This is a genomic window from Streptomyces sp. NPDC090994, assembly GCF_044768905.1.
GTDB lineage: Bacteria > Actinomycetota > Actinomycetes > Streptomycetales > Streptomycetaceae > Streptomyces.
On sequence record NZ_JBIVWS010000004.1, the window covers coordinates 134,568 to 158,173 of the forward strand.

A 23,606-nucleotide genomic window follows, 5' to 3' on the forward strand; every position below is an offset into this window, starting at 1 on the left:
CATTCCGCCCGGACGGTGTCCCCATGACCCGTTCACCGAACAAGTACGCCGACTTCGAGGGCCTCCGCGAACAGGCACTGGCCCTGCGCCGCGCGGGCCTCAGCCGACGCCGGATCCGCGACCGGCTCCACGTCGACAACAACGACATCCTCAACTGTGGATGCGGGATCTGCCGAGGCCGGACGGCGGCGGCGATCGAGCGAAGAGGCATCGGCGATCGCCAAGCGCGGGTGGGAGGCCAAGCTGCGGTTGCGCGAGGAGGAACGCCGACGGACACGACAGTCGGCCGCAGCCGAGGTCGGTGATCTGACCGACCGTGAGCTGTTCATGGTGGGCGTCGGGCTTTATTGGGCCGAGGGATCCAAGAGCAAGCCTTGGAGCCGACGCGAGCGCATCACGTTCGTCAACAGCGACCCCGACATGATCACCGTCTTCCTGGCCTGGCTGAGACTGCTGGACGTCCCACCCGAACGCCTCCGGTTCGCCGTGCACATTCACGAGACGGCGGACGCGTCCGCCGCCGTGCGGTTCTGGGCGGGCCATGTCGGCGTCCAGCCGTCCCAGTTCCTGAAAACGGTGACGAAGAAGCACAGTCCCCGCACCAACCGGAAGAACACGGGCGCTGACTACTACGGATGCCTCCGGGTCGACGTGAGGGATGGAGGTGAGATGCACCGTCGCATCGAGGGCTGGTGGTGCGGCATAGTGTTGTCTGCACGCGACGCCGATCAAGCGAATCGGACATAGCGGTAATCCCGGGTCGTCTAAGGGCAAGACGTCAGATTTTGGTTCTGATCATGGGGGTTCGAGTCCTCCCCCGGGAGCACATACTCAGTTCGGGTCCTGACCGGTGACAGCCCCGTCAGGGCCCGCACCCATGTCCCCCACAAATCCCCCCGGTATCCTGCGGATGTCCACCCCCACCCACAGCCGAAGGGCATCCCGTGAGCGCCAACCGCCCGGCAGCCGTCGTCGTTCTCGCAGCGGGTGAGGGCACCCGTATGAAGTCGGCCACCCCGAAGGTCCTGCACGACATCTGCGGCCGCTCCCTCGTGGGCCATGTGCTCGCCGCCGCAGGCGAACTGGACCCCGAGAACCTGGTCGTCGTCGTCGGGCACGCCCGCGAACAGGTCACCGCCCACCTCGCCGAGGTCGCCCCCGCCGTCCGTACCGCCGTCCAGGAGCAGCAGAACGGCACCGGGCACGCCGTGCGGATGGGGCTGGAGGAGCTGGGCGGCACCGTGGAGGGGACGGTCGTGGTCGTGTGCGGGGACACCCCGCTGCTCACCGCCGGCACGCTCGCCTCGCTCGCCGCCACCCACACCGCCGACGGCAATGCCGTGACCGTGCTGACGGCCGAGGTGCCGGACGCGACGGGGTACGGGCGGATCGTGCGGGACGAGAGCACCGGTGCCGTCACCGCGATCGTGGAGCACAAGGACGCCGACGACGCGCAGCGGGCGATCCGGGAGATCAACTCGGGGGTGTTCGCGTTCGACGGGCAGTTGCTCTCGGACGCGCTCGGCAAGGTGCGGACGGACAACAGTCAGGGCGAGGAGTACCTGACGGACGTGCTGGGCATCCTGCGGCAGGCCGGTCACCGGGTCGGGGCGTGTGTCGCGGCGGATCACCGGGAGATCGCCGGGATCAACAACCGGGTGCAGCTGGCCGAGGCGCGGCGGATTCTGAACGACCGGCTGCTGACGGCGGCGATGCTGGCCGGGGTGACGGTCGTGGACCCGGCGTCGACGTGGCTGGACGTGACCGTGTCCTTCGAGCGGGACGCGATCGTGCATCCGAACACGCAGCTGCACGGTGTCACGCATCTCGGCGAGGGTGCGGAGGTCGGGCCTAACTCGCGGCTGACGGACACCCGGGTGGGGGCCGGCGCGCGGGTGGACAACACGGTGGCGCAAGGCGCGGAGGTGGGTGCCCAGGCGACGGTCGGGCCGTTCGCGTATCTGCGTCCGGGGACGCGGCTGGGCGTGAAGGGCAAGATCGGTACGTACGTCGAGACGAAGAACGCGTCGATCGGTGAGGGTACGAAGGTGCCGCACCTGTCGTATGTCGGGGACGCGACGATCGGCGAGTACACGAACATCGGCGCGGCGAGTGTGTTCGTGAATTACGACGGGCAGGACAAGCATCACACCACCGTGGGGTCTCACTGCCGTACGGGTTCGGACAACATGTTTGTGGCTCCTGTCACGGTCGGGGACGGTGCTTACACCGCCGCCGGGTCCGTGATCACGAAGGACGTGCCGCCCGGTTCGCTGGCCGTGGCCCGGGGCCAGCAGCGGAATATCGAGGGTTGGGTGGCTCGTAAGCGGCCGGGGAGTGCGGCGGCGCGGGCGGCCGAGGAGGCGTCCCGGGAGCCGGGCGCCGGAGAGTGACCGGAAACCGGTGCGTCGAAGTCGTCGTACCGTGATAAGTGCACACCCGCACCCTTACCAGCCGGGACGTCCGCTCTGCTCCGGCTGCGAGACCTCTGAGGAGACAGTGCTGTGACCGGGATCAAGACGACCGGCGAGAAGAAGATGATGTTCTTCTCCGGCCGCGCCCACCCCGAGCTTGCCGAGGAGGTCGCCCACGAACTGGGTGTCGGGGTCGTCCCGACGAAGGCCTTCGATTTCGCCAACGGTGAGATCTACGTGCGCTATCAGGAGTCGGCCCGCGGTGCGGACTGCTTCCTGATCCAGAGCCACACGGCTCCGATCAACAAGTGGGTCATGGAGCAGTTGATCATGATCGACGCGTTGAAGCGCGCGTCGGCCCGCTCCATCACCGTCATCGTGCCGTTCTACGGTTACGCGCGGCAGGACAAGAAGCACCGGGGCCGTGAACCGATCTCGGCGCGTCTGATCGCGGATCTGATGAAGACGGCGGGCGCTGACCGGATCCTGGCCGTGGATCTGCACACGGACCAGATCCAGGGCTTCTTCGACGGGCCGGTGGACCACCTCTTCGCGCTGCCGCTGCTGGCGGACTACGTGGGTGCGAAGGTGGACCGGGACAAGCTGACGGTGGTGTCTCCGGACGCGGGCCGGGTGCGGGTCGCGGACCGCTGGTGCGACCGGCTGGGGGCACCGCTGGCGATCGTGCACAAGCGGCGTGACAAGGACGTGGCGAATCAGGTCACCGTGCACGAGGTCGTGGGTGATGTGAAGGGCCGGATCTGTGTCCTGGTCGACGACATGATCGACACGGGTGGCACGATCTGCGCGGCGGCGGACGCGCTGTTCGCGCACGGTGCGGAGGACGTCATCGTGACGGCGACGCACGGTGTGCTGTCGGGTCCGGCGGCGGACCGGCTGAAGAACTCGAAGGTGAGCGAGTTCGTGCTGACGAACACGCTGCCGACGCCGGGTGAGCTGGAGCTGGACAAGATCACGGTGCTGTCGATCGCGCCGACGATCGCGCGTGCGGTGCGTGAGGTGTTCGAGGACGGTTCGGTGACGAGCCTGTTCGACGAGCAGTAGGTCGTCGCAGGAGATCGTTTTGGGTGCGGCCTCCCTCGCCGAGTAGACTGTCGAAGTTGCTCGGCGAGGGAGGCCGCGCCTGTTCATGCAGGTTCGCGGCGGTCCGTTATCGACGCGCTCTTCGTAGCAGGCCGTTCGTGGCCGGGTGACCACGTCCGTTCTGTACTTATTACGAGGAGTGAGCATGTCCGAGGTGAAGATCTCCGCCGAGACGCGCAGCGAGTTCGGCAAGGGTGCCGCGCGCCGTATCCGTCGTGAGGACAAGGTTCCGGGTGTTCTGTACGGGCACGGTTCGGACCCGCTGCACCTGACGCTGCCGGGTCACGAGCTGCTGCTGGCGCTGCGTACGCCGAACGTGCTGATCGCGCTGGACATCGACGGCAAGACGAACGAGCTGGCGATCCCGAAGTCGGTGCAGCGTGACCCGATCAAGGGTTTCCTGGAGCACGTCGACCTGCAGCTGGTGCAGCGTGGCGAGACGGTCAGCGTCGAGATCTACGTGCAGACCGAGGGTGAGCTGGCGCCGGGCGGCAACCTGCTGGAGCACGTGCTGAACGCGCTGCCGGTCGAGGCCGAGGCCACGCACATCCCCGAGTCGGTCACGGTGTCGGTGCAGGGCCTGGAGGCCGGTGCGTCGATCCTGGCGAAGGACATCCCGCTGCCGGCCGGCACCAAGCTGGGTGTCGACGGTGACACGGTGGTCCTGCAGGTCCTGGCCGCGCAGGCCGAGGAGTCCGAGGGCGAGGGCGCCGAGGGCGAGGGCGCGGAGGCCTGAGCCTCGCGGTCTTCGTGACCTGCGCGGGCTCGTGGCTGCGCAGTCCCGTGGTCTTCGCGGGCTCGTAGTCTTCGCAGTAGCGCAGTCGTCGTCTTCGCAGTAGCGCAGTCGTCGTTTCGTCAGCCGCTGTTCCCCTGTTTCGCCGGGGGACAGCGGCTGGCGCGTATCGAGGGAGACATGGACGTGACGACCGATTCCGGTGTGCCCTGGCTGATCGCGGGGCTGGGCAATCCCGGTCCGGAGTACGCGGGGAACCGGCACAACGTCGGTTTCATGGTGGCCGATCTGCTGGCGGAGCGGATGGGCGGGCGGTTCAAGCGGCACGGCAAGGCGCAGGCGCAGGTCGTGGAGGGGCGGGTGGGTCCGCCGGGGCCGGGGTCGCGGCGGGTGGTGCTGGCCAAGCCGATGTCGTACATGAACCTGTCGGGTGGTCCGGTGACGGCGCTGCGGGACTTCTACAAGGTGCCGGCCGACCGGGTGGTGGCGGTCCACGACGAGTTGGACATCGACTTCGGGGTGCTGCGGCTGAAGCTGGGCGGCGGGGACAACGGGCACAACGGTCTGAAGTCGATGACGAAGGCGATGGGGCCGGACTACCACCGGGTGCGGTGCGGGATCGGGCGTCCGCCGGGGCGGATGCAGGTGGCGGACTTCGTGCTGAAGGACTTCTCGTCGGTGGAGCGCAAGGAGCTGGACTGGTTCGTGGACCGGGCGGCGGACGCGGTGGAGTGTCTGGTGTCAGAGGGTCTGGAGCGGGCCCAGTCGGCGTACAACTCCTGAGAACTTGACCGCGTGTGCGGGCATGGCCAAGGATCGCGGCCATGCCTTCTGCGGTGGTCTCTTTCGGGCGGGTCGCGGCGATGGGCACGGTCACCGTGCTGATCCTCGTCGCCGGGGTGTGGGCGTCGTGGGGCACCGCGCAGTACGTGATGCTGACCAAGGGCCGGGAGCGCGGCACCGTCGAGGTGACGGGGTGCGCCGACGGGGTGTGCGCGGGCCCGTACACGCCGGTGTCGGTGGGGTCGGTGGCCCGGGACCGGGTGGTGCTGGAGGATTCGCCGGCCGTGGCGAAGGGGGAGACGTACGCGGTCGTGCTGAAGCCGGGGTCCGCCGACGAGCACGTGGCGGTGCGGTCGGGGCCGGGCGGGGTGCTGTACGCGTGGGTGCCGATGGGCGGTGCGCTGCTGCTGGCGTCGGTGGTGGTGGCGGGCGGGCTGCGGGCGGCGCGGGCGGGGTGGGTGCTGGCGGGGTCGGGTGTGGTGTTGCTGACGGCGGCGTTCGTGGCGGTATGACGACGCCCCCGCGCCGGGCGGTGTGCGGCCGGCGCGGGGGCGTGCGTGTGTACGGGGGTCAGCCGGTGTTGCGCAGGCCGGCGGCGACTCCGTTGACGGTGAGCAGCAGGGCTCGGGCGAGCAGCGGGTCGGGGTCGGTGTCGCCGGCGGCGGCGTCGCGGTGGCGCTTGAGCAGGGCGACCTGGAGGTAGGAGATCGGGTCGAGGTAGGCGTCGCGGATGCTGAAGGTCTGCTTGAGGACGGGCTGCGCGTCGAGGAGTTCGGTCTCGCCGGTGACCTTGAGGACTTCGGTGACGGTCAGCTCGTGTTCGGCCTTGATGACGTCGAAGACGTGCTTCAGCTCGTCGGGGACGAGGGTGTCGACGTAGTGCTGGGCGATCCTGAGGTCGGTCTTGGCGAGGGTCATCTCGACGTTGGAGATGAAGTTCTGGAAGAAGTGCCACTGCTGGTGCATCTCGTCCAGGACGGTGTCGAGGCCGGCCTCGCGCAGGGCCTTCAGTCCGGAGCCGACGCCGAACCAGCCGGGGACGATCTGCCGGGACTGGGTCCAGCCGAACACCCAGGGGATGGCGCGCAGTCCGTCGAGCGAGACGCCCGAGCCGGGGCGGCGGGAGGGCCGGGAGCCCAGGTGCAGGTCGGCGAGCTGGTCGACGGGTGTGGAGGCGAGGAAGTAGGACGGCAGGTCCGGGTCCTCGACGAGCTTGCGGTAGGCGGTGTGGGCGGCGTCGGAGACGACGTCCATGGCGGCGTCCCAGCGGGCGAGGGCCTCGTCGGACTGGCGGGGGGCGGTGTGCAGGGCGGAGGCCTGGAGGGTGGCGGCGACCGTCAGCTCCAGGTTCTCCCGGGCGAGGGACGGTACGAGGTACTTGTCGCTGATGACCTCGCCCTGTTCCGTCACCTTGATCTCGCCTTCCAGGGTGCCCCAGGGCTGGGCGAGGATGGCGTCGTGGGAGGGGCCGCCGCCGCGGCCGACGGTGCCGCCGCGGCCGTGGAAGAGGCGCAGGCGTACGCCGTAGCGGTGGGCGACGTCGCGCAGTCGCCGCTGGGCGCGGTGGATCTCCCACTGCGACGTGGTGATGCCGCCGAACTTCGACGAGTCCGAGTAGCCGAGCATGACTTCCTGCACGTCGCCGCGCAGGGCGACCAGGCGCCGGTAGGAGGGGTCGGAGAGCAGGTCCTCCAGGATGGTGTCGGCGGCCTTCAGCTCGTCCGTGGTCTCCAGGAGCGGCACGATGCCGATCTTGGCCCAGCCGGCGTGCAGGTCGATGAGACCGGCTTCCCGCGCGAGGACGGCGGCGGCGAAGACGTCGTCGGCGCCCTGGCACATGGAGATGATGTAGGACTCGATGACCTCGGGGCCGAAGACCTCCAGGGCGCGCTTGACGGTCTGGAAGACGCCGAGGGTCTTCTCGCCGGCGGCGTCGACGGGGGCCGGGGTGGGGGCGAGCGGCCTGCGGCTGCGCAGTTCCTTGGCGAGGAGCTTGGTGCGGTACTCGCGGGGCATGTCGGCGTAGCGCCAGGATTCCTCGCCGAGCCGGTCGAAGAGCTGGCCGAGGGCGTGGTGGTGGGCGTCGGCGTGTTCGCGGACGTCCATGGTGGCGAGCTGGAGGCCGAAGGCGGCCAGCGTGCGGATGGTGCGGGCGAGGCGGCCGTCGGCGAAGAGGCCGCCGCGGTGCTCGCGCAGGGAGGTCTGGAGCAGGCGCAGGTCGTCGAGGAGTTCGGCGGTGCCGAGGTAGTCGTGGCCCGGCTTGTGCGGGGTGTTGGTGGCCAGCCGCGTCTTGGTGTTCTCCAGCTTCTGCCGGATGGCGGTGGCCTTGAGGCGGTAGGGCTCCTCGGCGTTGAGGCGCTTGTAGCGGGGGCTGATCTCGGGGAGGCGGTCGAGGTCGGCGGTGAGGGAGTCGAGCAGTTCCTGCGTCGCACCCGTGTAGCGGATGGAGTTGGAGAGGAAGCCGCGCAGCTCGTCGATCATCTCCAGGGCGTCGTTGATGCCGTGTTCGTGCTGGAGGATGAGGACGTCCCAGGTGACCTGGGGGGTGACGTTGGGGTTGCCGTCGCGGTCGCCGCCGATCCAGGTGCCGAAGGTGAGGGGGCGGGTGTCGTCGGGGAGCTTGACGCCGACCCGCTCCAGCTCGGCGGTCAGGTCCTCCAGGACGTCGCCGACGGCGCCGGCGTGCAGCTCGTCCAGGTAGTAGATGGCGTTGCGGGCCTCGTCGGCCGGTTCGGGGCGGACGACGCGCAGTTCGTCGGTCTGCCAGACCAGGTCGATGTTCTCGGCGAGGCGGGTGTCCAGGCGGCGCCGGTCGGACTCGATGACGGGGGTGTCGAGGAGGGTGGCGATGCGGCGGAGCTTGTTGAGGACGGAGCGGCGGGCGGCCTCGGTGGGGTGCGCGGTGAAGACGGGGCGCACGTTGAGGTTGGCGACGGTCTCCCGCAGGTGGTCGGGGTCGGCGTCCTTCAGCCGGTCGGCCGTACGGGCGAGGAGGCCGCCTTCGGCGGCGCGCTTGGCGCGCAGTTCGCGGCCGCGGTGGACCTGCTCGGTGACGTTGGCGAGGTGGAAGTAGGTGGAGAAGGCGCGGACCAGCTTGGCCGCGGTCTGCAGTTCGGTGCCGCGCAGCAGCTCCGCGGCGGCCTCGCCGTCCTCTCGGGTGAGTCGGCGGACCTTTTCGACGAGCTCCAGCAGCTCGGGGCCCTCCTGGCGGACGAGGGTCTCGCCCAGAAGATCGCCCAGCCGGCGGATGTCGGCGCGCAGTTCGCTGCTGGTGGTCGCCGTGGTGGTCTGGTCGTCGGCACTGCTCACAGGTGCGGCTCCTTGCAGTGTTGAAGCTCGTCTGGGAGGGAACCCGGACGGCGTCTCCGCGCGGCGGGTGCCGCTTACGGGGCCGGGCGTCCGGGAAAGAGTCAGAGCGGACCGCGCTGTCCGACCGACTCCCAGGATAGGTGTCCACCGGGACGCGCAGGCTCTGGGGCTCTTGCTGAGTGGTTACGCGCTGCCATACTTACGTTGCCGTAGGTTACGGACCCGTAGGAACGACCGCAGGTATCCGCGACCCGGCATGCTGACCTCTACCCTCGACCCCCCAGGGGACGCGCATGACCACGAGTTCCGATGCGATCCCGGACTCTCCGAAGGTGCCCGACGACTCTCCCGCCGCTTCTCCCGCCGCTTCTTCCGCCGCTTCCGCTGCCTTCGCCGCCGACTCCGCGACGCTGGGCGGTGAACAGAAGCGTTCGATCGAGCAGATCACCCTGCTGCTCTTCATCACGGTCCCGTTCCTGGCGCTGGTGGCGGCGGTGCCGCTGGCCTGGGGGTGGGGGGTGAGCTGGCTGGACCTCGGTCTCCTCGTCTTCTTCTACTTCCTCGGGTGCCACGGCATCACCATCGGTTTCCACCGTCACTTCACCCACGGGTCCTTCAAGGCGAAGCGGCCGTTGAAGATCGCGCTGGCGATCGCGGGGTCGATGGCGGTGGAGGGGCCGCTGGTCCGCTGGGTCGCCGATCACCGCAAGCACCACAAGTTCTCCGACGCCGAGGGCGATCCGCATTCGCCGTGGCGGTACGGGGAGACGGTGCCGGCCCTGATCAAGGGCCTGTGGTGGGCCCACATCGCCTGGATGTTCGACGAGGAGCAGACGCCGCAGGACAAGTACGCGCCGGATCTGATCAAGGACGGTACGCTGCGCGCGATCTCCCGCCAGTTCGTGCTGTGGACCGCGGCCTCGCTGCTGCTTCCGGCGCTGATCGGCGGTCTGGTGACGATGTCCTGGTGGGGCGCGTTCACCGCGTTCTTCTGGGGTTCACTCGTCCGGGTGGCGCTGCTGCACCACGTCACCTGGTCGATCAACTCGATCTGTCACGCGGTCGGCAAGCGCCCGTTCAAGTCCCGGGACCGCTCCGGCAACGTGTGGTGGCTGGCGGTCCTGTCCTGCGGCGAGTCCTGGCACAACCTGCACCACGCCGACCCGACCTCCGCGCGGCACGGTGTGGAGCGCGGGCAGATCGACTCCTCGGCGCGGTTCATCCGCCTCTTCGAGCTGCTCGGCTGGGCCTATGACGTGCGCTGGCCGTCACGCTCGCGTATCGATTCGCGCCGTACCACGGGCGAAGACCGCTCCCGCCGCCGGAAGGAGACGGTCGAGGCGGCATGATGGAAGCCGTGGCGACCGACTCCAGCAGCACCTCAGGCAATGAGAAGCCGCGGCGCGTGCGCCGCACCCGGATGACCGGCGCCGAGCGCCGCCAACAGCTGCTGGAGATCGGCCGCACGCTCTTCGCCGCCAAGGGCTTCGAGGCCACGTCGGTGGAGGAGATCGCCGCGAAGGCGGGGGTGTCCAAGCCGGTGGTGTACGAGCACTTCGGCGGCAAGGAGGGGCTCTACGCGGTGGTGGTGGACCGCGAGATGCGGCGGCTGCTCGACATGGTGACGTCGTCCCTGACCGCCGGGCACCCCCGGGAGCTGTGCGAGCAGGCGGCGTTCGCCCTCCTGGACTACATCGAGGAGTACACGGACGGTTTCCGCATCCTGGTCCGTGACTCCCCCATCCCCCAGTCCACGGGTTCCTTCGCCTCCCTGATCTCGGACATCGCCACCCAGGTGGAGGACATCCTGGGCCGCGAGTTCAAGAACCGCGGCTTCGACTCGAAGCTGGCCCCGCTGTACGCGCAGGCGCTGGTCGGGATGGTCGCGCTGACCGGGCAGTGGTGGCTGGACGTGCGCAAGCCGAAGAAGGCGGAGGTCGCCGCGCACCTGGTCAATCTGGCGTGGCACGGGCTGGACGGGCTGGAGCCGAAGCCGCGGCTGATCGGCCACCGCAAGAGCTGACCCCGGGGAGTCTGATGCAGCCGCTGCGCGGAGTCACCGTCGTCGCCCTGGAGCAGGCGGTCGCCGGCCCCTACGCCAGCCGTCAGCTCGCCGATCTGGGCGCGCGGGTGATCAAGGTGGAGCGGCCGGGGTCGGGCGACTTCGCGCGGGCCTACGACGGCCGGGTGCGCGGGCTGAGTTCGCACTTCGTGTGGGCCAACCGCAACAAGGAGTCGGTGACCCTCGACTTCAAGGACCCGCGCGGCCTGGACGTGCTGCGGCGGCTGATCGCCGGCGCGGACGTCTTCCTGCAGAACCTGGCGCCGGGGGCCGCCGCTCGGGCCGGGCTCGGCGCGGCGGAGCTGCGGGCCCGCCATCCCCGCCTGATCGTCTGCGACATCTCCGGTTACGGCTCCTCGGGGCCCTACGCGGACCGCAAGGCGTACGACCTGCTGGTGCAGTGCGAGTCGGGGCTGCTGTCGGTGACCGGTACGCCGGACGCCATGGCCAAGGCGGGGATCGCGGTGTCGGACATCGCGGCCGGAATGCACGCGTACGGCTCGGTCCTGGCGGCGCTGCTGGAGCGCGTACGGACCGGTCAGGGCACGCACCTGGACGTGTCGATGCTGGAGGCGACCGTCGACTGGATGGGCTTCCCCCTCTACTACGCCTTCGACGGCGCCCCGCCGCCGCCCCGGGCGGGGGCCGCGCACCCCACGATCTGTCCGTACGGCCCGTTCGCGGCGGGGGACGGCCAGGTCGTGATGATGGCGGTCCAGAACGACCGCGAGTGGCGCGGCTTCTGTACGGGCTTCCTGGGCCGCCCCGACCTGGCCGACGACCCGCGCTACGCCGCCAACGCGGACCGGGACGCGCGCCGGGAGGAGCTGGGCGGGCTGATCGCGGCCCGGTTCGGGGAGCTGACCGGGGCGGAGGCGGTCGAGCTGCTCGGTGCCGTGCCGGTGGCCAACGCCCGGGTGAACACCCTGGCCGAGGTGTGGGACCACCCCCAGCTGGCGGCCCGGGGCCGCTGGCATGCGCTGCCGACCCCGGCCGGCCCGGTCCCGGCCCTGGCACCGCCCGGCCCGGCCGCCGGTGCGCCCCGGATGGAGGCGGTACCGGCGCTGGGCGAGCACACCCGGGCCGTCCTCATGGAGCTGGGCCTGACGGCGGGGGAGGTCGAGGGGCTGGTGGCGGACGGGGTGGTGTGAGCGGGGGCGGATGTCAGGCCGTCTTGCGGGCCACCGCGAACACGCGCCGGAACGGGAACGGCGTGCCCCGCGCCCCCTGCGGATAGGCGGCGCGCAGGGCGGTGCGGTACTCGGCGACGAACGCGTCCCGGGCCTCGGGGTCGTCGCCGAGGACGTCGAGCACCGGGCGCAGCGCGGTGCCGCGGACCCAGTCCAGCACGGGGTCCTCGCCGGTCAGCAGGTGGACGTAGGTCGTCTCCCACACGTCGGCGGTGCAGCCGAGGGCGGTGAGGGCGGCGAGGTACTCCTCGGGGGTGTGGACGGCGTCGCCGTGGCGCAGGGTGCCGGCGAGGCGGGTGCGCCAGCGCGGGGCGGCGGCCAGGTCGCGCAGCAGGCGGTGGCTGGGGGCGTCGAAGTTGCCGGGGACCTGGAAGGCGAGGGTGCCGCCGGGGGCGAGGGCGGCGATCCAGTCGGGGAAGCGTTCGCGGTGGCCGGGGACCCACTGGAGGGTGGCGCTGCTGATGATCAGGTCGTGCGGTGCGGCGGGGGTCCAGGTGCGGGCGTCGGCGGGGGCGAAGCCGAGGTGTCCGCCGCCGGGGGTGGGGCCGGCGTGCTCGCGGGCCCGTTCCAGCATGTCGGGCGAGCTGTCGTAGCCGGTGACGCGGGCGGTGGGCCAGCGTTCGGTGAGCAGCACGGTGGCGTTGCCGGGGCCGCAGCCGAGGTCGGCGATGCGGGCGGGGGTGCGGGGCGGGTCGGGGACGTGGGCGAGGAGGTCGGTGAAGGGGCGGGCGCGGTGGCCGGCGTGGCGCAGGTACTGGGCGGGGTCCCAGGTGGGGGCGGTGGCGGACATGGGGGGCCTCCCGGGGCAGGACTGCCGGAGCAGGAATGCCGGTGACGGGTCGCGGTGGACGAGTCGTGGTGGACGGGTTTCCAGCCTCGGCCCGTATCTGTCTTCACGTCAAGATAGTCAACGTCAAGAGACTTCACGTCGACACAACCACTACACTGATCGTCATGGAGGACGAGGTCGATCGACTGGTCGCAGCGTGGCGCCGGGAGCGCCCTGACCTCGACGTGGAACCGCTTGAGGTGCTCAGCCGGGTGAGCAGGCTGGCCCGGCACCTCGACCGCGCGCGCCGCCTGGCCTTCTCCGAGCACCAGCTGGAGCCCTGGGAGTTCGACGTGCTCACGGCGCTGCGCCGCGCGGGCGCCCCCTACCAGCTCTCCCCCGGGCAGCTCCTCACCCAGACCCTGGTCACGTCGGGCACCATGACCAACCGTATCGACCGGCTGGCGAAGAAGGGCCTGGTGGAGCGGCTGCCCGACCCGAGCGACCGGCGCGGCGTGCTGGTCCGGCTCACGGACGAGGGCCGGGACCGCGCCGACCAGGCCCTGGCCGGGCTGCTGGCCCAGGAGCGGGCCATCCTCGCGGAGCTGACCGGCGCCCAGCGCACGGAGCTGGCGGGGCTGCTGCGCCGGCTCACCGCGCCGTTCGACAACATCCCGGGCTGAGCCGGAGGGAGCGGCTCAGGCGCTGTGCGTCTCCTCCGCGCCGACCCGCCCGCCGGACCCCAGGTCGACCGGGCCGACGCCGGCCCGCCGGGCCAGCGCGACGGCGGCCAGCGTGGAGTGCACGCCGAGTTTGCCGAGGACGTTCTGCATGTGCGTGCGCACGGTGTGCGGGGACAGGAACAGCCGTTCGGCGACGGCCTTGCGGCCCAGTCCGGCGACCATGCAGCGCAGTACTTCCCGTTCCCGCGGCGTCAGCGACTCCACCAGCCGCTCGCTCTCGGTGCGGTGCTTGCGGGCGGCGGTCAGTTCGCGCAGGACGCCGGTGAGCAGGGCGGGCGGCAGGTGCGTCTCGTCGCGCAGCACGCCGCGGATGACGGTGAGCAGCCGCGACAGCGAGCAGTCCTTCGCCACCCAGCCGGACGCCCCGGCCTGGAGGGCGAGCGCCGCGCGCCGCGGATCGTCCTTCTCGGCGAGCACGACGGTCCGTACGCCGGGCTGCGCCGACCGCACCCCCGTGACCAGGGAGATCCCGTCGACGAGACGGTCCTCGTCGGTGTCGGGCACGGGCACGGCGGGCCGCGCCCCGGGCCTGCCGCCGCCGAGGTCGGCGTCGACGAGCAGCACGTCGAACCGGCGCCCCTCGGACGCCGCCCGCTCCAGGCAGCGCATCGCGGCCGGACCGCTGCCCGCCGCGGACACGTCGACGTCCGGCTCGGCGGCCAGGGCCGCGGCGAGCGACTCGGCGAAGATGCGATGGTCGTCGACGACCAGGACTCGGATGCGAACCACGTGACCCCCTTCCCCGCGCTCCTCACGGAGCGGGGGATTCCCAGTCTCAAAGGACGACATCAGCGCGGGTACGGCACCCGGAACTCGTCCGTGCCCGTATCCGCTGTGCCGGTTGACGCCGCTGTGCTGCCGACGCGGCTGTGCCCGCCGACGCGGCGTCCGACACCACGGCCCGGGACCGGCCGCCATCGCCGCGCGGCCGCCGCCGCACTCAGATCGCTACCCCGCCCCGGACGCCGTACCCGACTGTCTCGCCCCCTGATCGGCACCGGCCCCCACCGGTGCTGTTCATCAGGGTACGGGCGAGGGGCGGGAGCGGAAGGTTATTTGCAGAACTGGCGGTCCGGCACGTTTATGGTGAGCCGCATGTTTCGTCTTGAGACAGAAGTCGACAAGGCACGACGCGACATCCTGCACACTCGTCTGAAGGAGACGAACACGGCGGCCTCGCCCGTCCTGCGCGCGTTGCGCGGAACCCCTCACGATCGCGAAGTCCCGCTGCACGTCTGGATCATGGACGGGCACGATCGGGTGGCCGGCGGTCTGGTCGGCCACACCTGGGCGACCTGGCTGCACGTCACGTACCTGTGGGTGGACGGCCGCCACCGGGGCGCCGGACTGGGCTCCCGTCTCCTCGCCGAGGCGGAGCGGTGCGCGGTGCGCGAACGGGCCTGCCGGGCGGCCCGGGTGGAGACCTGGGACTTCCAGGCCCCGGAGTTCTACCGCCGCCGGGGCTACGACGTGATGTGCGTGATCCCCGACTACCCGCCGGGGATCACGGAGTACACCTTGGTCAAAAGGTTGGCCTGAACCGGGCCGCGCGGGCTACACCAGCCGCCGCGCCCCCGCCGACGGCACCGCCTCGAACGTCCGCGGCGCGGTGAACCCGGCCGCCGCGAACGCGGCTTCCACCGCCTTGCCGACGGCCTCCACGTCGGCGGCCTCCACCAGCACGATCGCCGAGCCGCCGAACCCGCCGCCCGTCATCCGCGCCCCGAGGGCACCGGTCTCCAGGGCGGTGTCGACGACGAGGTCCAGCTCCGGGCAGGAGATCCGGAAGTCGTCCCGCAGCGAGGCGTGCCCCTCGACCAGCACCGGCCCGATGGCCCGCGGGTCACCCGCCTCCAGCAGGGACACGACCCGCTCGACCCGCTCGTCCTCGGTGACCACGTGCCGCACCAGCCGCCGCACCTCCTCCTCGTCCCCGAGCCGCTCCAGGGCGGCGTCCCGTTCCTCGTAGGGGATGTCCCGCAGGGCGTCGACGCCCAGCAGCGCGGCGCCCTTCTCGCAGCCGGCGCGGCGCTTGCCGTACTCGCCCTCGCTGTGGGAGTGCTTGACCTGCGTGTCGACGACGAGCAGCCGCAGCCCCTCGGCCGCCAGGTCGAACGGGATCTGCCGCTGGGACAGGTCCCGGGTGTCCAGGAACAGCGCGTGCCCGGCCTCGCAGCAGGCGGAAGCCGTCTGGTCCATGATGCCGACCGGCGCCCCCACGTACACGTTCTCCGCCCGCTGGCACAGCCGGGCCAGCTGCCAGCCGCGCAGCCCGAGCCCGAACAGGTCGTTCAGCGCGAGCGCGACCACCACCTCCAGCGCCGCCGAGGACGACAGCCCCGCGCCCGCCGGAACTGTCGACGCCAGATGGACGTCGGCGCCGGTGATCTCGTGCCCGGCCTCGCGCAGCGCCCACACCACACCCGACGGGTACGCCGTCCAGTTCCGGTCGCTCTCCGGGGCCAGGTCGGCCACCCGCAGCTCGACGACACCGCCCTCGACGTCCGCCGAGTGCAGCCGCAGTACGCCGTCGGTGCGCGGCGAGACGGCCGCCACCGCCGTGTGCGGCAGCGCGAACGGCATCACGAAGCCGTCGTTGTAGTCGGTGTGCTCCCCGATGAGGTTGACGCGCCCGGGGGCCGCCCACACCCCCTCCGGCTCGCTCCCGTACAGCCGCGTGAACCGCTCGGCGACCTCGGCCGCCGTGTCGACGCTCATCCCCTGAATCCCTGACCTTTCCTGCGTTTCAGTTGGCGCGCTGCTGCGCGAACTCCCAGGCGTCCGCGACGATCCCCGCGAGGTCGGCGCGCGACGGCTGCCAGCCCAGCTTCTCGCGGGCGGCGTCGGCCGAGGCCACCAGCACGGCCGGATCGCCACCGCGCCGCGGTGCGACGACCTCGGGGATCGGATGCCCCGTCACCCGGCGCACGGTCTCGATGACCTCGCGGACCGAGAACCCGTTCCCGTTGCCGAGGTTGCAGATCAGGTGCTCGCCGGCGGTGGCCTTGCCCAGCGCCAGCAGGTGCGCTTCCGCCAGGTCGGCGACGTGGATGTAGTCCCGTACGCACGTCCCGTCCGGGGTCGGGTAGTCGTCCCCGAACACCGAGATGGCGTCCCGGCGCCCCTGCGCGACCTGGAGCACCAGCGGGATCAGGTGCGACTCGGGGTCGTGCCGCTCGCCGTACTGTCCGTACGCCCCCGCGACGTTGAAGTACCGCAGCGAGACGGCCCCCAGCCCGTGGGCGGCGGCCTCCCCGGTGATCATGTGGTCGACGGCGAGCTTGGAGGCGCCGTAGGGGTTGGTCGGCGCGGTCGGCGCGGTCTCGACGATCGGCACCTGCTCCGGCTCGCCGTAGGTGGCGGCCGTGGAGGAGAAGACGAGCCGCCGCACGCCCGCCTCGCGCATGGCGCCGAGCAGGGCCATGGTCCCGCCGACGTTGTTGTCCCAGTACTTCTCGGGCTTGACGACGGACTCGCCGACCTGCGAGAAGGCGGCGAAGTGCAGCACCCCGTCGAACGAGGCGTCCAGCCACTTCCCGGCGTCGCGGATGTCCCCCTCCACGAACGCGGCGCCGGCCGGGACGCCCTCCCGGAAGCCGGTCGAGAGGTTGTCGAGGACGACGACCTCGTGCCCGGCCTCCACCAGATGCTGGGCGACGACGCTGCCGACATACCCCGCGCCACCCGTGACCAGGTACTTCCCGCTCATGAACTCGCTACCTCTCGCAGTCGCTCGGCCGCGCGCTCCGGCGGCACGTCGTTGATGAACACGTTCATGCCGGACTCGGAGCCCGCGAGGAACTTCAGCTTGCCGGACGTACGGCGGATGGTGAAAAGCTCCAGGTGCAGCGCGAAGTCGTCACGCGTGACGCCCTCGAACTCCTCCAGCTGCCCGAACGGCGCCTGGTGCCAGGCGGCGATGTAGGGCGTCGGAGGCTCGCCCTCCCCGAAGATCCGGTCGAACCGCCGCAACAGTTCCAGATAGACCTGGGGGAACTCTGTGCGCGCCGCCTCGTCGAGACCCAGCAGGTCAGGAACCCGCCGCTTCGGATACAGGTGCACCTCGTAGGGCCAGTGGGCGGCGTACGGCACGAAGGCGACCCAGTGCTCGCCCTCCAGCACCACCCGCTCCCCGCCCAGCTCCTCCTCCACCACGGCGTCGAAGAGGTTCTCCCCGCCGGTCGCCTCCTTGTGGGCCGCGAGGGACCGGAGCATCAGGGCGGTGCGGGGGGTGGTGAAGGGGTAGGCGTAGATCTGCCCGTGGGGGTGACCCAGCGTCACACCGATCTCGGCGCCGCGGTTCTCGAAGCAGAAGACCTGTTCGACGGAGGGCAGATGGGACAGCTCGGAGGTGCGGTCCGTCCAGGCGTCCAGCACGAGCCGGGCCTGCTCCTCGCTCAGGTCGGCGAAGGACGAGTCGTGGTCGGAGGTGAAGCAGACGACCTCGCACCGTCCGGAGTCGCCGGCCAGCGAGGGGAAACGGTTCTCGAAGACCACGACGTCGTACGACGAGTCGGGGATCTCGCTCAGCCGCTCGCCCCGCGTGGGGCACAGGGGGCACTGGTCGGCCGGCGGGTGGTAGGTCCGCCCCTGGCGGTGCGACGCGATCGCGACCGCGTCGCCGAGCAGCACGTCCCGGCGGATCTCGGACGAGGTCACGGTCGGATCCAGCGGGCGTCGGTCCACCGCGTCGCGCACGACGTCGTCGCGCGAGTCGTAGTAGATCAGCTCGCGACCGTCGGCCAGCCGGGTCGAGGTCTTCTTCACTGCCGGACTCCTCACGCCACTACCCGCACCCAAGCACTCAACACAATCAAACATAACACTTCACAACCCACCACCCCCGCCGATCATCACAATCAATCAAAGAACACCATCGAAAGTGTTCATTTTCTGAAGGCGGAGGGTTAGGTTCCGCTCGGATCAGTTCACGCAACGAAGCGAGTACGCATGCAAACCCCCACATACCTGGCGGCGGAGCTCCGGCTCCCCACCAACTGGCTCGACTACACGATCCTCGCCATCTACTTCGTGGTCGTCCTGGGCATCGGCCTCGCCGCCCGCCGCTCGGTCAAGACCAGCCTCGACTTCTTCCTGTCCGGCCGTTCCCTGCCCGCCTGGGTCACCGGACTCGCCTTCGTCGCGGCCAACCTGGGCGCCACCGAGATCCTCGGCATGGCCGCCAACAGTGCCCAGTACGGCGTCTACACGACCCACTGGTACTGGATCGGCGCGATCCCGGCGATGGTCTTCCTGGGCCTGGTGATGATGCCGTTCTACTACGGCAGCAAGGTCCGCTCGGTCCCGGAGTTCCTGCTCCTGCGCTTCGACCGGTCGGCCCACCTGCTCAGCTCGATCCTGTTCGCCATCGCCGCGATCCTGATCGCGGGCGTCAACCTCTACGCCCTCGCCATCGTCGTGGAGGCCCTCCTCGGCTGGCCCCTGTGGGTCTCCATCGTCGTGGCCGGCGTCTTCGTGCTCGCCTACATCACCCTGGGCGGCCTCTCCTCCGCGATCTACAACGAGGTCCTCCAGTTCTTCGTGATCCTGGCGGCCCTGATCCCGATCACCATCCTCGGCCTGAAGAAGGTCGGCGGCTGGGACGGCCTGACCGACAACCTCTCCGCGCAGCACGGCGGCGACTTCATGACGTCCTGGGGCGGCACGGGCATCGGCAGCGACAACCCGCTCGGCGCCAACTGGCTGACCATCGTCCTCGGCCTCGGCTTCGTCCTCGGCTTCGGCTACTGGACCACCAACTTCGCCGAGGTGCAGCGCGCCCTGTCCGCGAAGAACCTCTCCGCCGCCAAGCGCACCCCGCTCATCGCCGCGTTCCCGAAGATCTTCATCGTCTTCCTGGTGATGATCCCCGGCCTGGTCGCCGCCGCCCTGGTCCCCAAGATCGGCACGCCCGGCTCCGACCTCCAGTACAACGACGCGATCCCGTACCTGATGGAGCAGTTCCTGCCCAACGGCGTGCTCGGCATCGCGGTCACCGGTCTGCTGGCGGCGTTCATGGCCGGCATGGCGGCCAACGTCTCGTCCTTCAACACGGTGTTCACGACCGACATCTGGGCGAAGTACGTCAAGAAGGACCAGCCCGACGAGTACTACCTGAAGTTCGGCCGCGTCATCACGGTCATCGGCGTACTGGCCTCGATCGGTACGGCCTTCCTCGCCCAGTCCTTCTCCAACATCATGGCGTACCTCCAGACGCTGTTCTCCTTCTTCAACGTGCCGATGTTCGTCGTCTTCATCATCGGCATGTTCTGGAAGCGGGCGTCGGTCAAGTCCGGCTTCTGGGGCCTGCTGGCGGGCACGGTCGCGGCGATGGTCAACTACTTCTGGATCTACAAGCAGGGCGTCATCGACATCCCCTCCGACCAGGGTGCCAACTTCGTCTCCGCGATCGTCGGCTTCGTCGCCGGCGCGGTGGTCATGGTCGCCGTGTCCCTCTTCACGGCCCCGAAGCCGGCGGCCGAACTCCAGGGCCTGGTCTACGGCACGCGTTCCCCCGGCATGTCCGAGGCGCCCGGCGAGGGCGACGACGCGTGGTACCGCAAGCCGGCGCTGCTGGGCTGGGGCGCGGTCGTGCTGGCGGCCGCCTGCTACATCCCGTTCTCGTTCTGATCGCGGAAGGATTGAGAGAGCATGTCTGAGTTCCACGAGAAGAACGTCCAGGAGGAGGTCTCCGAACTGGAGACCAAGTCGGCGACGGCCGCCCGCCTGTTCGACATCCGCCGCATCATCGGCGGCCTCTTCGCCCTCTACGGCGTCATCGTCACGATCGCCGGCCTCACCGCGTCCGACGCCGACATCGACAAGGCGGAGGGCGTGAACATCAACCTGTGGACCGGGCTCGGGATGCTGGTCCTGGGGCTGTTCTTCCTGGCCTGGCTGAAGCTGCGGCCCACGGTTCCGCCGCCACCCCCGGTGGACGGGGTGCCGGCCGACCAGGGGCACTGAGGCCCGGGGCCGTCCGGTCGTCCGCGCGACGGGCCGGTCCAGAGGGCCGGCGGTGTGGTGCGGGTCAGGAGGGCTTGCGCCGGGCGGCGCCCGACGCCTCGATCCAGTCGTACATCGCCAGCTTCGCGTCGTACGCCTCCTGGTCCGCGCGGGCGGCGGCCTCGAAGGTCCAGGGACCGGGCCGCTCGCCGAACTCCCGGCACGCGGTGGCCAGCCGCCGGAAGCCGGTCAGCATGTCGGACCACGTCTGCTGACCGGCCGGGCTCGGCACGGTGAAGTACGCCTCGGCCCCCTGCACCGCGCGGGCCAGCCCGCCGCAGGTGGGAGTCAGCGTGTCGAGCGTCGTGCGGGGCGCGAAGGCAGCGTAGAAGTCCTTCTCGGCGTCGGCGAGCGCTTTGATGTGCTCCAGCCCTCCGAGCACCGCCCAGGCGTTGCCCTGGAGCCGCGCTGTCGACGCCGAGGGGGCGGGCACCGACTGGTCCAGCATCACTTCGGGCGGCTGGTGGGAGTCGCCGGTCGGGGCGGACGTGACGACGGTCGCTCCCGTCACGCCCACACCGGCCACGACGACCGCCAGGGCCACCGCCCGGGCACCGCGCCGCCCTTGCCCGCGCCGCGGCCGTACCACCGGGTGCGGCCCGGTGCGGCGCAACCGCCGCAGGAGCAGCCCCACGCCCCGCCCCGCGAAGGCGGCCAGGCCCGCCGCCAGCGTCCCGAAGCACAGCACGAACGACATGCCGAACTCCACCAGGGTCCCCGCGACCGTGCTCGGCCACCACCGGCACGTGGTGGTCATGGTGTTGAACGGGCCGAGGCAGCCGTCCGCCCGCATCGACAGGTAGGCGCCGCCCGCGCCCAGCAACGCGGTGGTACCCGCCGCGATCAGACCGGACGGCAGCCAGCCCGAGTCCGTCACCGCGGCGGCACCGGCGGCCGTCAGGGCCATCGCGCACCAGATGACGAGGACGGGCCACCACATGTGCGCGAGCTGGAACGGACCGGTCATGCGCACCGCCGACGGGTCCGGCGTGTGCTGGTGGGCCAGTGACAGGGCAAGCCCGGCCCAGCAGACGACTCCGCCCGCCAGTCCCGCCACCAGCGGCCGGGCCGGCCCCGACACGCACGGGACGAGAGGCGCCGCCGTCTCCGGCAGGGCCCGGTCGAGCCAGCCCGGACGGGTCGCCGGCGGCCGGACCGTCAGCGCGAGCAGCGGCAGCACCCAGAGCAGGACCGGGGCGAACCACAGGCTGTCCGCTTCGCCCGCCGAACCGGGAAACCAGCCCACCACCGCGATGACTTCCTGAAGCGTGCTGAGGTGCGGGGGCGGCACGCCGGGCATCTCGTACGTGCTCAGGACTCCCGCCGCCGAGAACGGCCACCCCTGTGTCAGATCCTCGGCCCACGAGTACCACCAGTGCAGCACCGTGGTGAAGACGAGGGCGGGCGCCGCCACGCCCAGGAACATGGCCGGGCCGAGCGAACGTCCGCGCCATGACCTGATCCACCACCCGGCGTTCTGGGCAGTCCACGTCATGACCAGTACCAGCGCGGCCACCAGGATCAGCAGAGCCTCCGGATGCGCGGGCAGCCACTGGTTCCCCGCCGCTCCCGGGCCGATCAGCTCGCCCGTCGCGAGGCCGCAGCCGAGCCACAGGCCCACCGACCACCCCGAAGGCACCGGCCGCCCCGTGAGCAGGGCGTACACCACGGCCCGCCACAGCGTGACACCGCCGGTCCCCACGACGAGCCCGGCGACCAGTACCGCCTCGGCCACCATCAGGTCCGGTGGCAAAGACAGGTTCCAGGCCAGGATGTCGGCCGCGAAGCCGGTGAGGAACAGGGGCAGTCGCTCCAGCCCGAACAACGCCTTCGGGTCGGACAGCGACGTCCGGCGCGCATCCCAGGACGGGTGTGTGTGCCAGAGTTCGACGAAGCCGGAGAGGGCTCCGGCGAACACGCCGGGGTGCTGCCGCGCGACGGGGCCGGCCCAGGGTTCCTGGCTCGCTCCCCAGCGCGCCGCCATGAGGTCGGCGTACATCTCACGGTTGCGCAGGATGCTCGCACGGGTGAGATACACCGCCACCACGATCAGACAGCCGAAGACCAGGTTGTGCGTGTTGAACGGGGCGTACTGGCCCCGACCGCCCGGCGTTCCGGTGAACAAGAGGGCGTTCAGGCCTGTCACCACCCATGCGGGCAGGACCATGACGAGGAACACCCGCCACAGGGCGACCGTGGCATAGGTGATACCGACGTCACCGTTGCGCACATGCGCCAGTTCGTGCAGCACCACGGCACGGAAACGGTCGCGCTGGGTGTCGCTCGTGGCGATCAGACCGCCGTCCAGGCGGATCGTGGGCCTGCGCCACCGGCCGAAGACGACGGCACTCGCCGCCGGCGCGGCCGGGGCGACGACGAAACGGGGCGGGCGGGAGAGGCCCGCGACGGCCACCAGTTCGTCCAGCAGCGGGCGCAGCGTGCCGTGCACGTCCACCGCGTCCAGCGGTACGACCTTGGACCGCCGTGCCTTCCACGCGGGCAGCAGCCAGTACAGCGCTACGGCCGCGGCGACCGCCACGGCTCCCACGCCGACCGACACGCCGGTGAAGTCCTGGCTGTACCGGTCGAAGCAGGCCTCCAGGGCGGACTCGTTGCGGGTGGACTGCAAGAGCCGGTCGACGAACGACCAGCCGGGATCGACACCTGCCGCCAAATAGCAGGCACCCTCCTTATTGGCCGTCGCGGACGACGCGAGAAGCTGCCAGACGGCCTGCGGGATCATGGCGACGCCGGCTGTCACCAACAGCAGCAACAGCAGCACGAACCGCAGCGTCGTACCGGCCGCGAGCACCCGTTCGTCGAGCCGGGCCGGGCCGGGCGGTTCCCCGCTCCGGGGAGCGCGCCGGCGGGTGAGCCGACCGTCACGCCGCACTGTCGGCCGCACCGGTCGAGCTCGCCGGACCGTCTTCCTCCTGTTCGGCCAGCACCAGCCTGGCCACCACCGCGTCGGCGATCACCGCCGCGCGCTCCGGTTCCACTCCGCGCCGCGCGGCCGTCTCCAGCACCGCGTCACGCACGTCGGCGAGCTGCTCAGGGGTCAGCGGCGGAACCGTAACGACCTCGGCCGGCCTGCGCAGCAGCCGACGCGCCGCCGATCTCACCCGGCCGGTGGCGCTGTCCACCACCGTCCCCGCGACCTGCTGCGCCACCTGGTGCACCACGAGCCACACCACGGGGGTCACCAGCGCGGCCACCTCGCCGAGCCCGAACCCCAACGGCTCCCGCCGGCCTCGACCGGACAGTCTCCGTACGGCGGTGGCGTCGTCGATCCCGGCCAGTCCCGCCACCAACGGCGTTTCCTCCGGGGCCACTTCGGCCACCACGTCGCGGACCACGTCGCGGACCCGCGTCCGGCCCGCCCCGCCAGCACGCCGCACGGCGTCGGAATCCATGAACACCCCCGTGATCATCACCGGTACGCCGGGACCGACCCGCGCACCGGTTACCAGCCTGACTGAACGGGCCCCTGGGAG

20 protein-coding genes, 1 tRNA gene and 1 pseudogene are annotated in these 23,606 nt (G+C 70.9%); 14 read left to right on the forward strand and 8 right to left on the reverse strand.

Annotated elements, in window-relative coordinates:
• The first annotated feature begins 23 nt into the window (after positions 1-23).
• From ACIQR3_RS10720 to ACIQR3_RS10750, 7 genes and pseudogenes are all read left to right on the forward strand, one after another.
• Positions 24-747: pseudogene (locus ACIQR3_RS10720) on the forward strand (hypothetical protein).
• A gap of 6 nt (positions 748-753) precedes the next feature.
• Positions 754-824 (forward strand) — tRNA-Gln (locus tag ACIQR3_RS10725).
• 120 nt (positions 825-944) lie between these two features.
• Positions 945-2,393, forward strand: a complete 1,449-nt coding sequence (gene glmU / locus ACIQR3_RS10730) for a bifunctional UDP-N-acetylglucosamine diphosphorylase/glucosamine-1-phosphate N-acetyltransferase GlmU (RefSeq protein WP_403537055.1) — start codon at positions 945-947, stop codon at positions 2,391-2,393.
• A 111-nt stretch (positions 2,394-2,504) separates the two neighbouring features.
• On the forward strand, positions 2,505-3,479 hold the full coding sequence (locus ACIQR3_RS10735) for a ribose-phosphate diphosphokinase (RefSeq protein WP_403537058.1): 975 nt from the start codon (positions 2,505-2,507) through the stop codon (positions 3,477-3,479).
• Positions 3,480-3,663: 184 nt separating this feature from the next.
• On the forward strand, positions 3,664-4,254 hold the full coding sequence (locus ACIQR3_RS10740) for a 50S ribosomal protein L25/general stress protein Ctc (protein WP_215171578.1): 591 nt from the start codon (positions 3,664-3,666) through the stop codon (positions 4,252-4,254).
• Positions 4,255-4,431: 177 nt separating this feature from the next.
• On the forward strand, positions 4,432-5,034 hold the full coding sequence (gene pth, locus ACIQR3_RS10745; RefSeq protein WP_403537061.1) for an aminoacyl-tRNA hydrolase: 603 nt from the start codon (positions 4,432-4,434) through the stop codon (positions 5,032-5,034).
• Between the two features lie 41 nt (positions 5,035-5,075).
• The gene (locus ACIQR3_RS10750) at positions 5,076-5,546 is read left to right on the forward strand and encodes a hypothetical protein (RefSeq protein ID WP_403537064.1); all 471 of its coding nucleotides are present in this window, start codon (positions 5,076-5,078) and stop codon (positions 5,544-5,546) included.
• A 58-nt stretch (positions 5,547-5,604) separates the two neighbouring features.
• On the opposite strand, the gene ppc is transcribed toward ACIQR3_RS10750, so the two are convergent.
• Complete coding sequence (ppc, locus tag ACIQR3_RS10755; RefSeq protein WP_403537067.1) at positions 5,605-8,343, reverse strand: phosphoenolpyruvate carboxylase; 2,739 nt, start codon at positions 8,341-8,343, stop codon at positions 5,605-5,607.
• Positions 8,344-8,636: 293 nt separating this feature from the next.
• On the opposite strand from ppc, the gene ACIQR3_RS10760 reads away from it, so the two are divergent.
• The 3 genes from ACIQR3_RS10760 to ACIQR3_RS10770 are packed head-to-tail and all read left to right on the forward strand — an operon-like array spanning position 8,637 to position 11,556.
• Positions 8,637-9,692 (forward strand): acyl-CoA desaturase, encoded by a 1,056-nt coding sequence (locus tag ACIQR3_RS10760; RefSeq protein WP_403537070.1) that lies wholly within the window; start codon positions 8,637-8,639, stop codon positions 9,690-9,692.
• Positions 9,689-10,366 carry a TetR family transcriptional regulator gene (locus tag ACIQR3_RS10765; RefSeq protein ID WP_403537073.1) on the forward strand — a complete coding sequence of 226 codons (678 nt, stop codon included), beginning with the start codon at positions 9,689-9,691 and terminating at the stop codon, positions 10,364-10,366. Before ACIQR3_RS10760 ends, ACIQR3_RS10765 begins: the two co-directional genes overlap by 4 nt.
• A gap of 14 nt (positions 10,367-10,380) precedes the next feature.
• Positions 10,381-11,556, forward strand: a complete 1,176-nt coding sequence (locus ACIQR3_RS10770; RefSeq protein ID WP_403537076.1) for a CaiB/BaiF CoA transferase family protein — start codon at positions 10,381-10,383, stop codon at positions 11,554-11,556.
• A 13-nt stretch (positions 11,557-11,569) separates the two neighbouring features.
• On the opposite strand, the gene ACIQR3_RS10775 is transcribed toward ACIQR3_RS10770, so the two are convergent.
• Positions 11,570-12,385 carry a trans-aconitate 2-methyltransferase gene (locus tag ACIQR3_RS10775; protein WP_403537080.1) on the reverse strand — a complete coding sequence of 272 codons (816 nt, stop codon included), beginning with the start codon at positions 12,383-12,385 and terminating at the stop codon, positions 11,570-11,572.
• A gap of 164 nt (positions 12,386-12,549) precedes the next feature.
• On the opposite strand from ACIQR3_RS10775, the gene tamR reads away from it, so the two are divergent.
• The gene (gene tamR, locus ACIQR3_RS10780; protein WP_403537086.1) at positions 12,550-13,047 is read left to right on the forward strand and encodes a MarR family transcriptional regulator TamR; all 498 of its coding nucleotides are present in this window, start codon (positions 12,550-12,552) and stop codon (positions 13,045-13,047) included.
• A 15-nt stretch (positions 13,048-13,062) separates the two neighbouring features.
• On the opposite strand, the gene ACIQR3_RS10785 is transcribed toward tamR, so the two are convergent.
• Positions 13,063-13,836 carry a LuxR C-terminal-related transcriptional regulator gene (locus tag ACIQR3_RS10785; protein WP_403537087.1) on the reverse strand — a complete coding sequence of 258 codons (774 nt, stop codon included), beginning with the start codon at positions 13,834-13,836 and terminating at the stop codon, positions 13,063-13,065.
• 354 nt (positions 13,837-14,190) lie between these two features.
• Here ACIQR3_RS10785 and ACIQR3_RS10790 point away from each other — a divergent pair, with 354 nt between their 5' ends.
• Positions 14,191-14,646 (forward strand): GNAT family N-acetyltransferase, encoded by a 456-nt coding sequence (locus tag ACIQR3_RS10790; RefSeq protein ID WP_403537090.1) that lies wholly within the window; start codon positions 14,191-14,193, stop codon positions 14,644-14,646.
• Positions 14,647-14,661: 15 nt separating this feature from the next.
• Here ACIQR3_RS10790 and galK read toward each other — a convergent pair whose 3' ends face one another.
• From galK to galT, 3 genes are read right to left on the reverse strand one after another with little or no spacing between them, the layout of a single operon-like run.
• Positions 14,662-15,825: a galactokinase gene (gene galK / locus ACIQR3_RS10795; protein WP_403537092.1), complete on the reverse strand. Its 1,164-nt coding sequence runs from the start codon at positions 15,823-15,825 to the stop codon at positions 14,662-14,664.
• A gap of 28 nt (positions 15,826-15,853) precedes the next feature.
• Positions 15,854-16,816, reverse strand: a complete 963-nt coding sequence (gene galE, locus ACIQR3_RS10800) for a UDP-glucose 4-epimerase GalE (RefSeq protein ID WP_403537095.1) — start codon at positions 16,814-16,816, stop codon at positions 15,854-15,856.
• Entirely contained in the window at positions 16,813-17,874 is a 1,062-nt protein-coding gene (gene galT / locus ACIQR3_RS10805) for a galactose-1-phosphate uridylyltransferase (RefSeq protein ID WP_403537098.1), read from the reverse strand. The genes galE and galT overlap by 4 nt, the downstream gene beginning before the upstream one ends.
• Positions 17,875-18,057: 183 nt before the next feature.
• Between galT and ACIQR3_RS10810 the strand changes: the two genes are divergently transcribed.
• Complete coding sequence (locus ACIQR3_RS10810; protein ID WP_403537101.1) at positions 18,058-19,737, forward strand: sodium:solute symporter family protein; 1,680 nt, start codon at positions 18,058-18,060, stop codon at positions 19,735-19,737.
• A gap of 21 nt (positions 19,738-19,758) precedes the next feature.
• Positions 19,759-20,073, forward strand: coding sequence for a hypothetical protein (locus tag ACIQR3_RS10815; protein ID WP_403537105.1), 315 nt, complete (start codon positions 19,759-19,761; stop codon positions 20,071-20,073).
• A gap of 64 nt (positions 20,074-20,137) precedes the next feature.
• Here ACIQR3_RS10815 and ACIQR3_RS10820 read toward each other — a convergent pair whose 3' ends face one another.
• Together ACIQR3_RS10820 and ACIQR3_RS10825 are read right to left on the reverse strand one after the other, a co-directional pair.
• Positions 20,138-23,005 carry a M48 family metalloprotease gene (locus tag ACIQR3_RS10820; protein ID WP_403537107.1) on the reverse strand — a complete coding sequence of 956 codons (2,868 nt, stop codon included), beginning with the start codon at positions 23,003-23,005 and terminating at the stop codon, positions 20,138-20,140.
• The gene (locus ACIQR3_RS10825) at positions 22,995-23,525 is read right to left on the reverse strand and encodes a hypothetical protein (RefSeq protein WP_403537109.1); all 531 of its coding nucleotides are present in this window, start codon (positions 23,523-23,525) and stop codon (positions 22,995-22,997) included. The genes ACIQR3_RS10820 and ACIQR3_RS10825 overlap by 11 nt, the downstream gene beginning before the upstream one ends.
• Between the last annotated feature and the right edge of the window lie 81 nt (positions 23,526-23,606).

Coding starts and splice junctions, on each gene's coding strand:
- ACIQR3_RS10790 (WP_403537090.1), top strand. CDS start 14,191: ATGGTGAGCCGCATGTTTCGTCTTGAGACAGAAGTCGACAAGGCACGA.
- ACIQR3_RS10825 (WP_403537109.1), bottom strand. CDS start 23,525: ATGGATTCCGACGCCGTGCGGCGTGCTGGCGGGGCGGGCCGGACGCGG.
- ACIQR3_RS10760 (WP_403537070.1), top strand. CDS start 8,637: ATGACCACGAGTTCCGATGCGATCCCGGACTCTCCGAAGGTGCCCGAC.
- pth (WP_403537061.1), top strand. CDS start 4,432: ATGGACGTGACGACCGATTCCGGTGTGCCCTGGCTGATCGCGGGGCTG.
- ACIQR3_RS10750 (WP_403537064.1), top strand. CDS start 5,076: ATGCCTTCTGCGGTGGTCTCTTTCGGGCGGGTCGCGGCGATGGGCACG.
- ACIQR3_RS10815 (WP_403537105.1), top strand. CDS start 19,759: ATGTCTGAGTTCCACGAGAAGAACGTCCAGGAGGAGGTCTCCGAACTG.
- ACIQR3_RS10765 (WP_403537073.1), top strand. CDS start 9,689: ATGATGGAAGCCGTGGCGACCGACTCCAGCAGCACCTCAGGCAATGAG.
- ACIQR3_RS10770 (WP_403537076.1), top strand. CDS start 10,381: ATGCAGCCGCTGCGCGGAGTCACCGTCGTCGCCCTGGAGCAGGCGGTC.
- galK (WP_403537092.1), bottom strand. CDS start 15,825: ATGAGCGTCGACACGGCGGCCGAGGTCGCCGAGCGGTTCACGCGGCTG.
- ACIQR3_RS10810 (WP_403537101.1), top strand. CDS start 18,058: ATGCAAACCCCCACATACCTGGCGGCGGAGCTCCGGCTCCCCACCAAC.
- tamR (WP_403537086.1), top strand. CDS start 12,550: ATGGAGGACGAGGTCGATCGACTGGTCGCAGCGTGGCGCCGGGAGCGC.
- ACIQR3_RS10775 (WP_403537080.1), bottom strand. CDS start 12,385: ATGTCCGCCACCGCCCCCACCTGGGACCCCGCCCAGTACCTGCGCCAC.
- ACIQR3_RS10740 (WP_215171578.1), top strand. CDS start 3,664: ATGTCCGAGGTGAAGATCTCCGCCGAGACGCGCAGCGAGTTCGGCAAG.
- galE (WP_403537095.1), bottom strand. CDS start 16,816: ATGAGCGGGAAGTACCTGGTCACGGGTGGCGCGGGGTATGTCGGCAGC.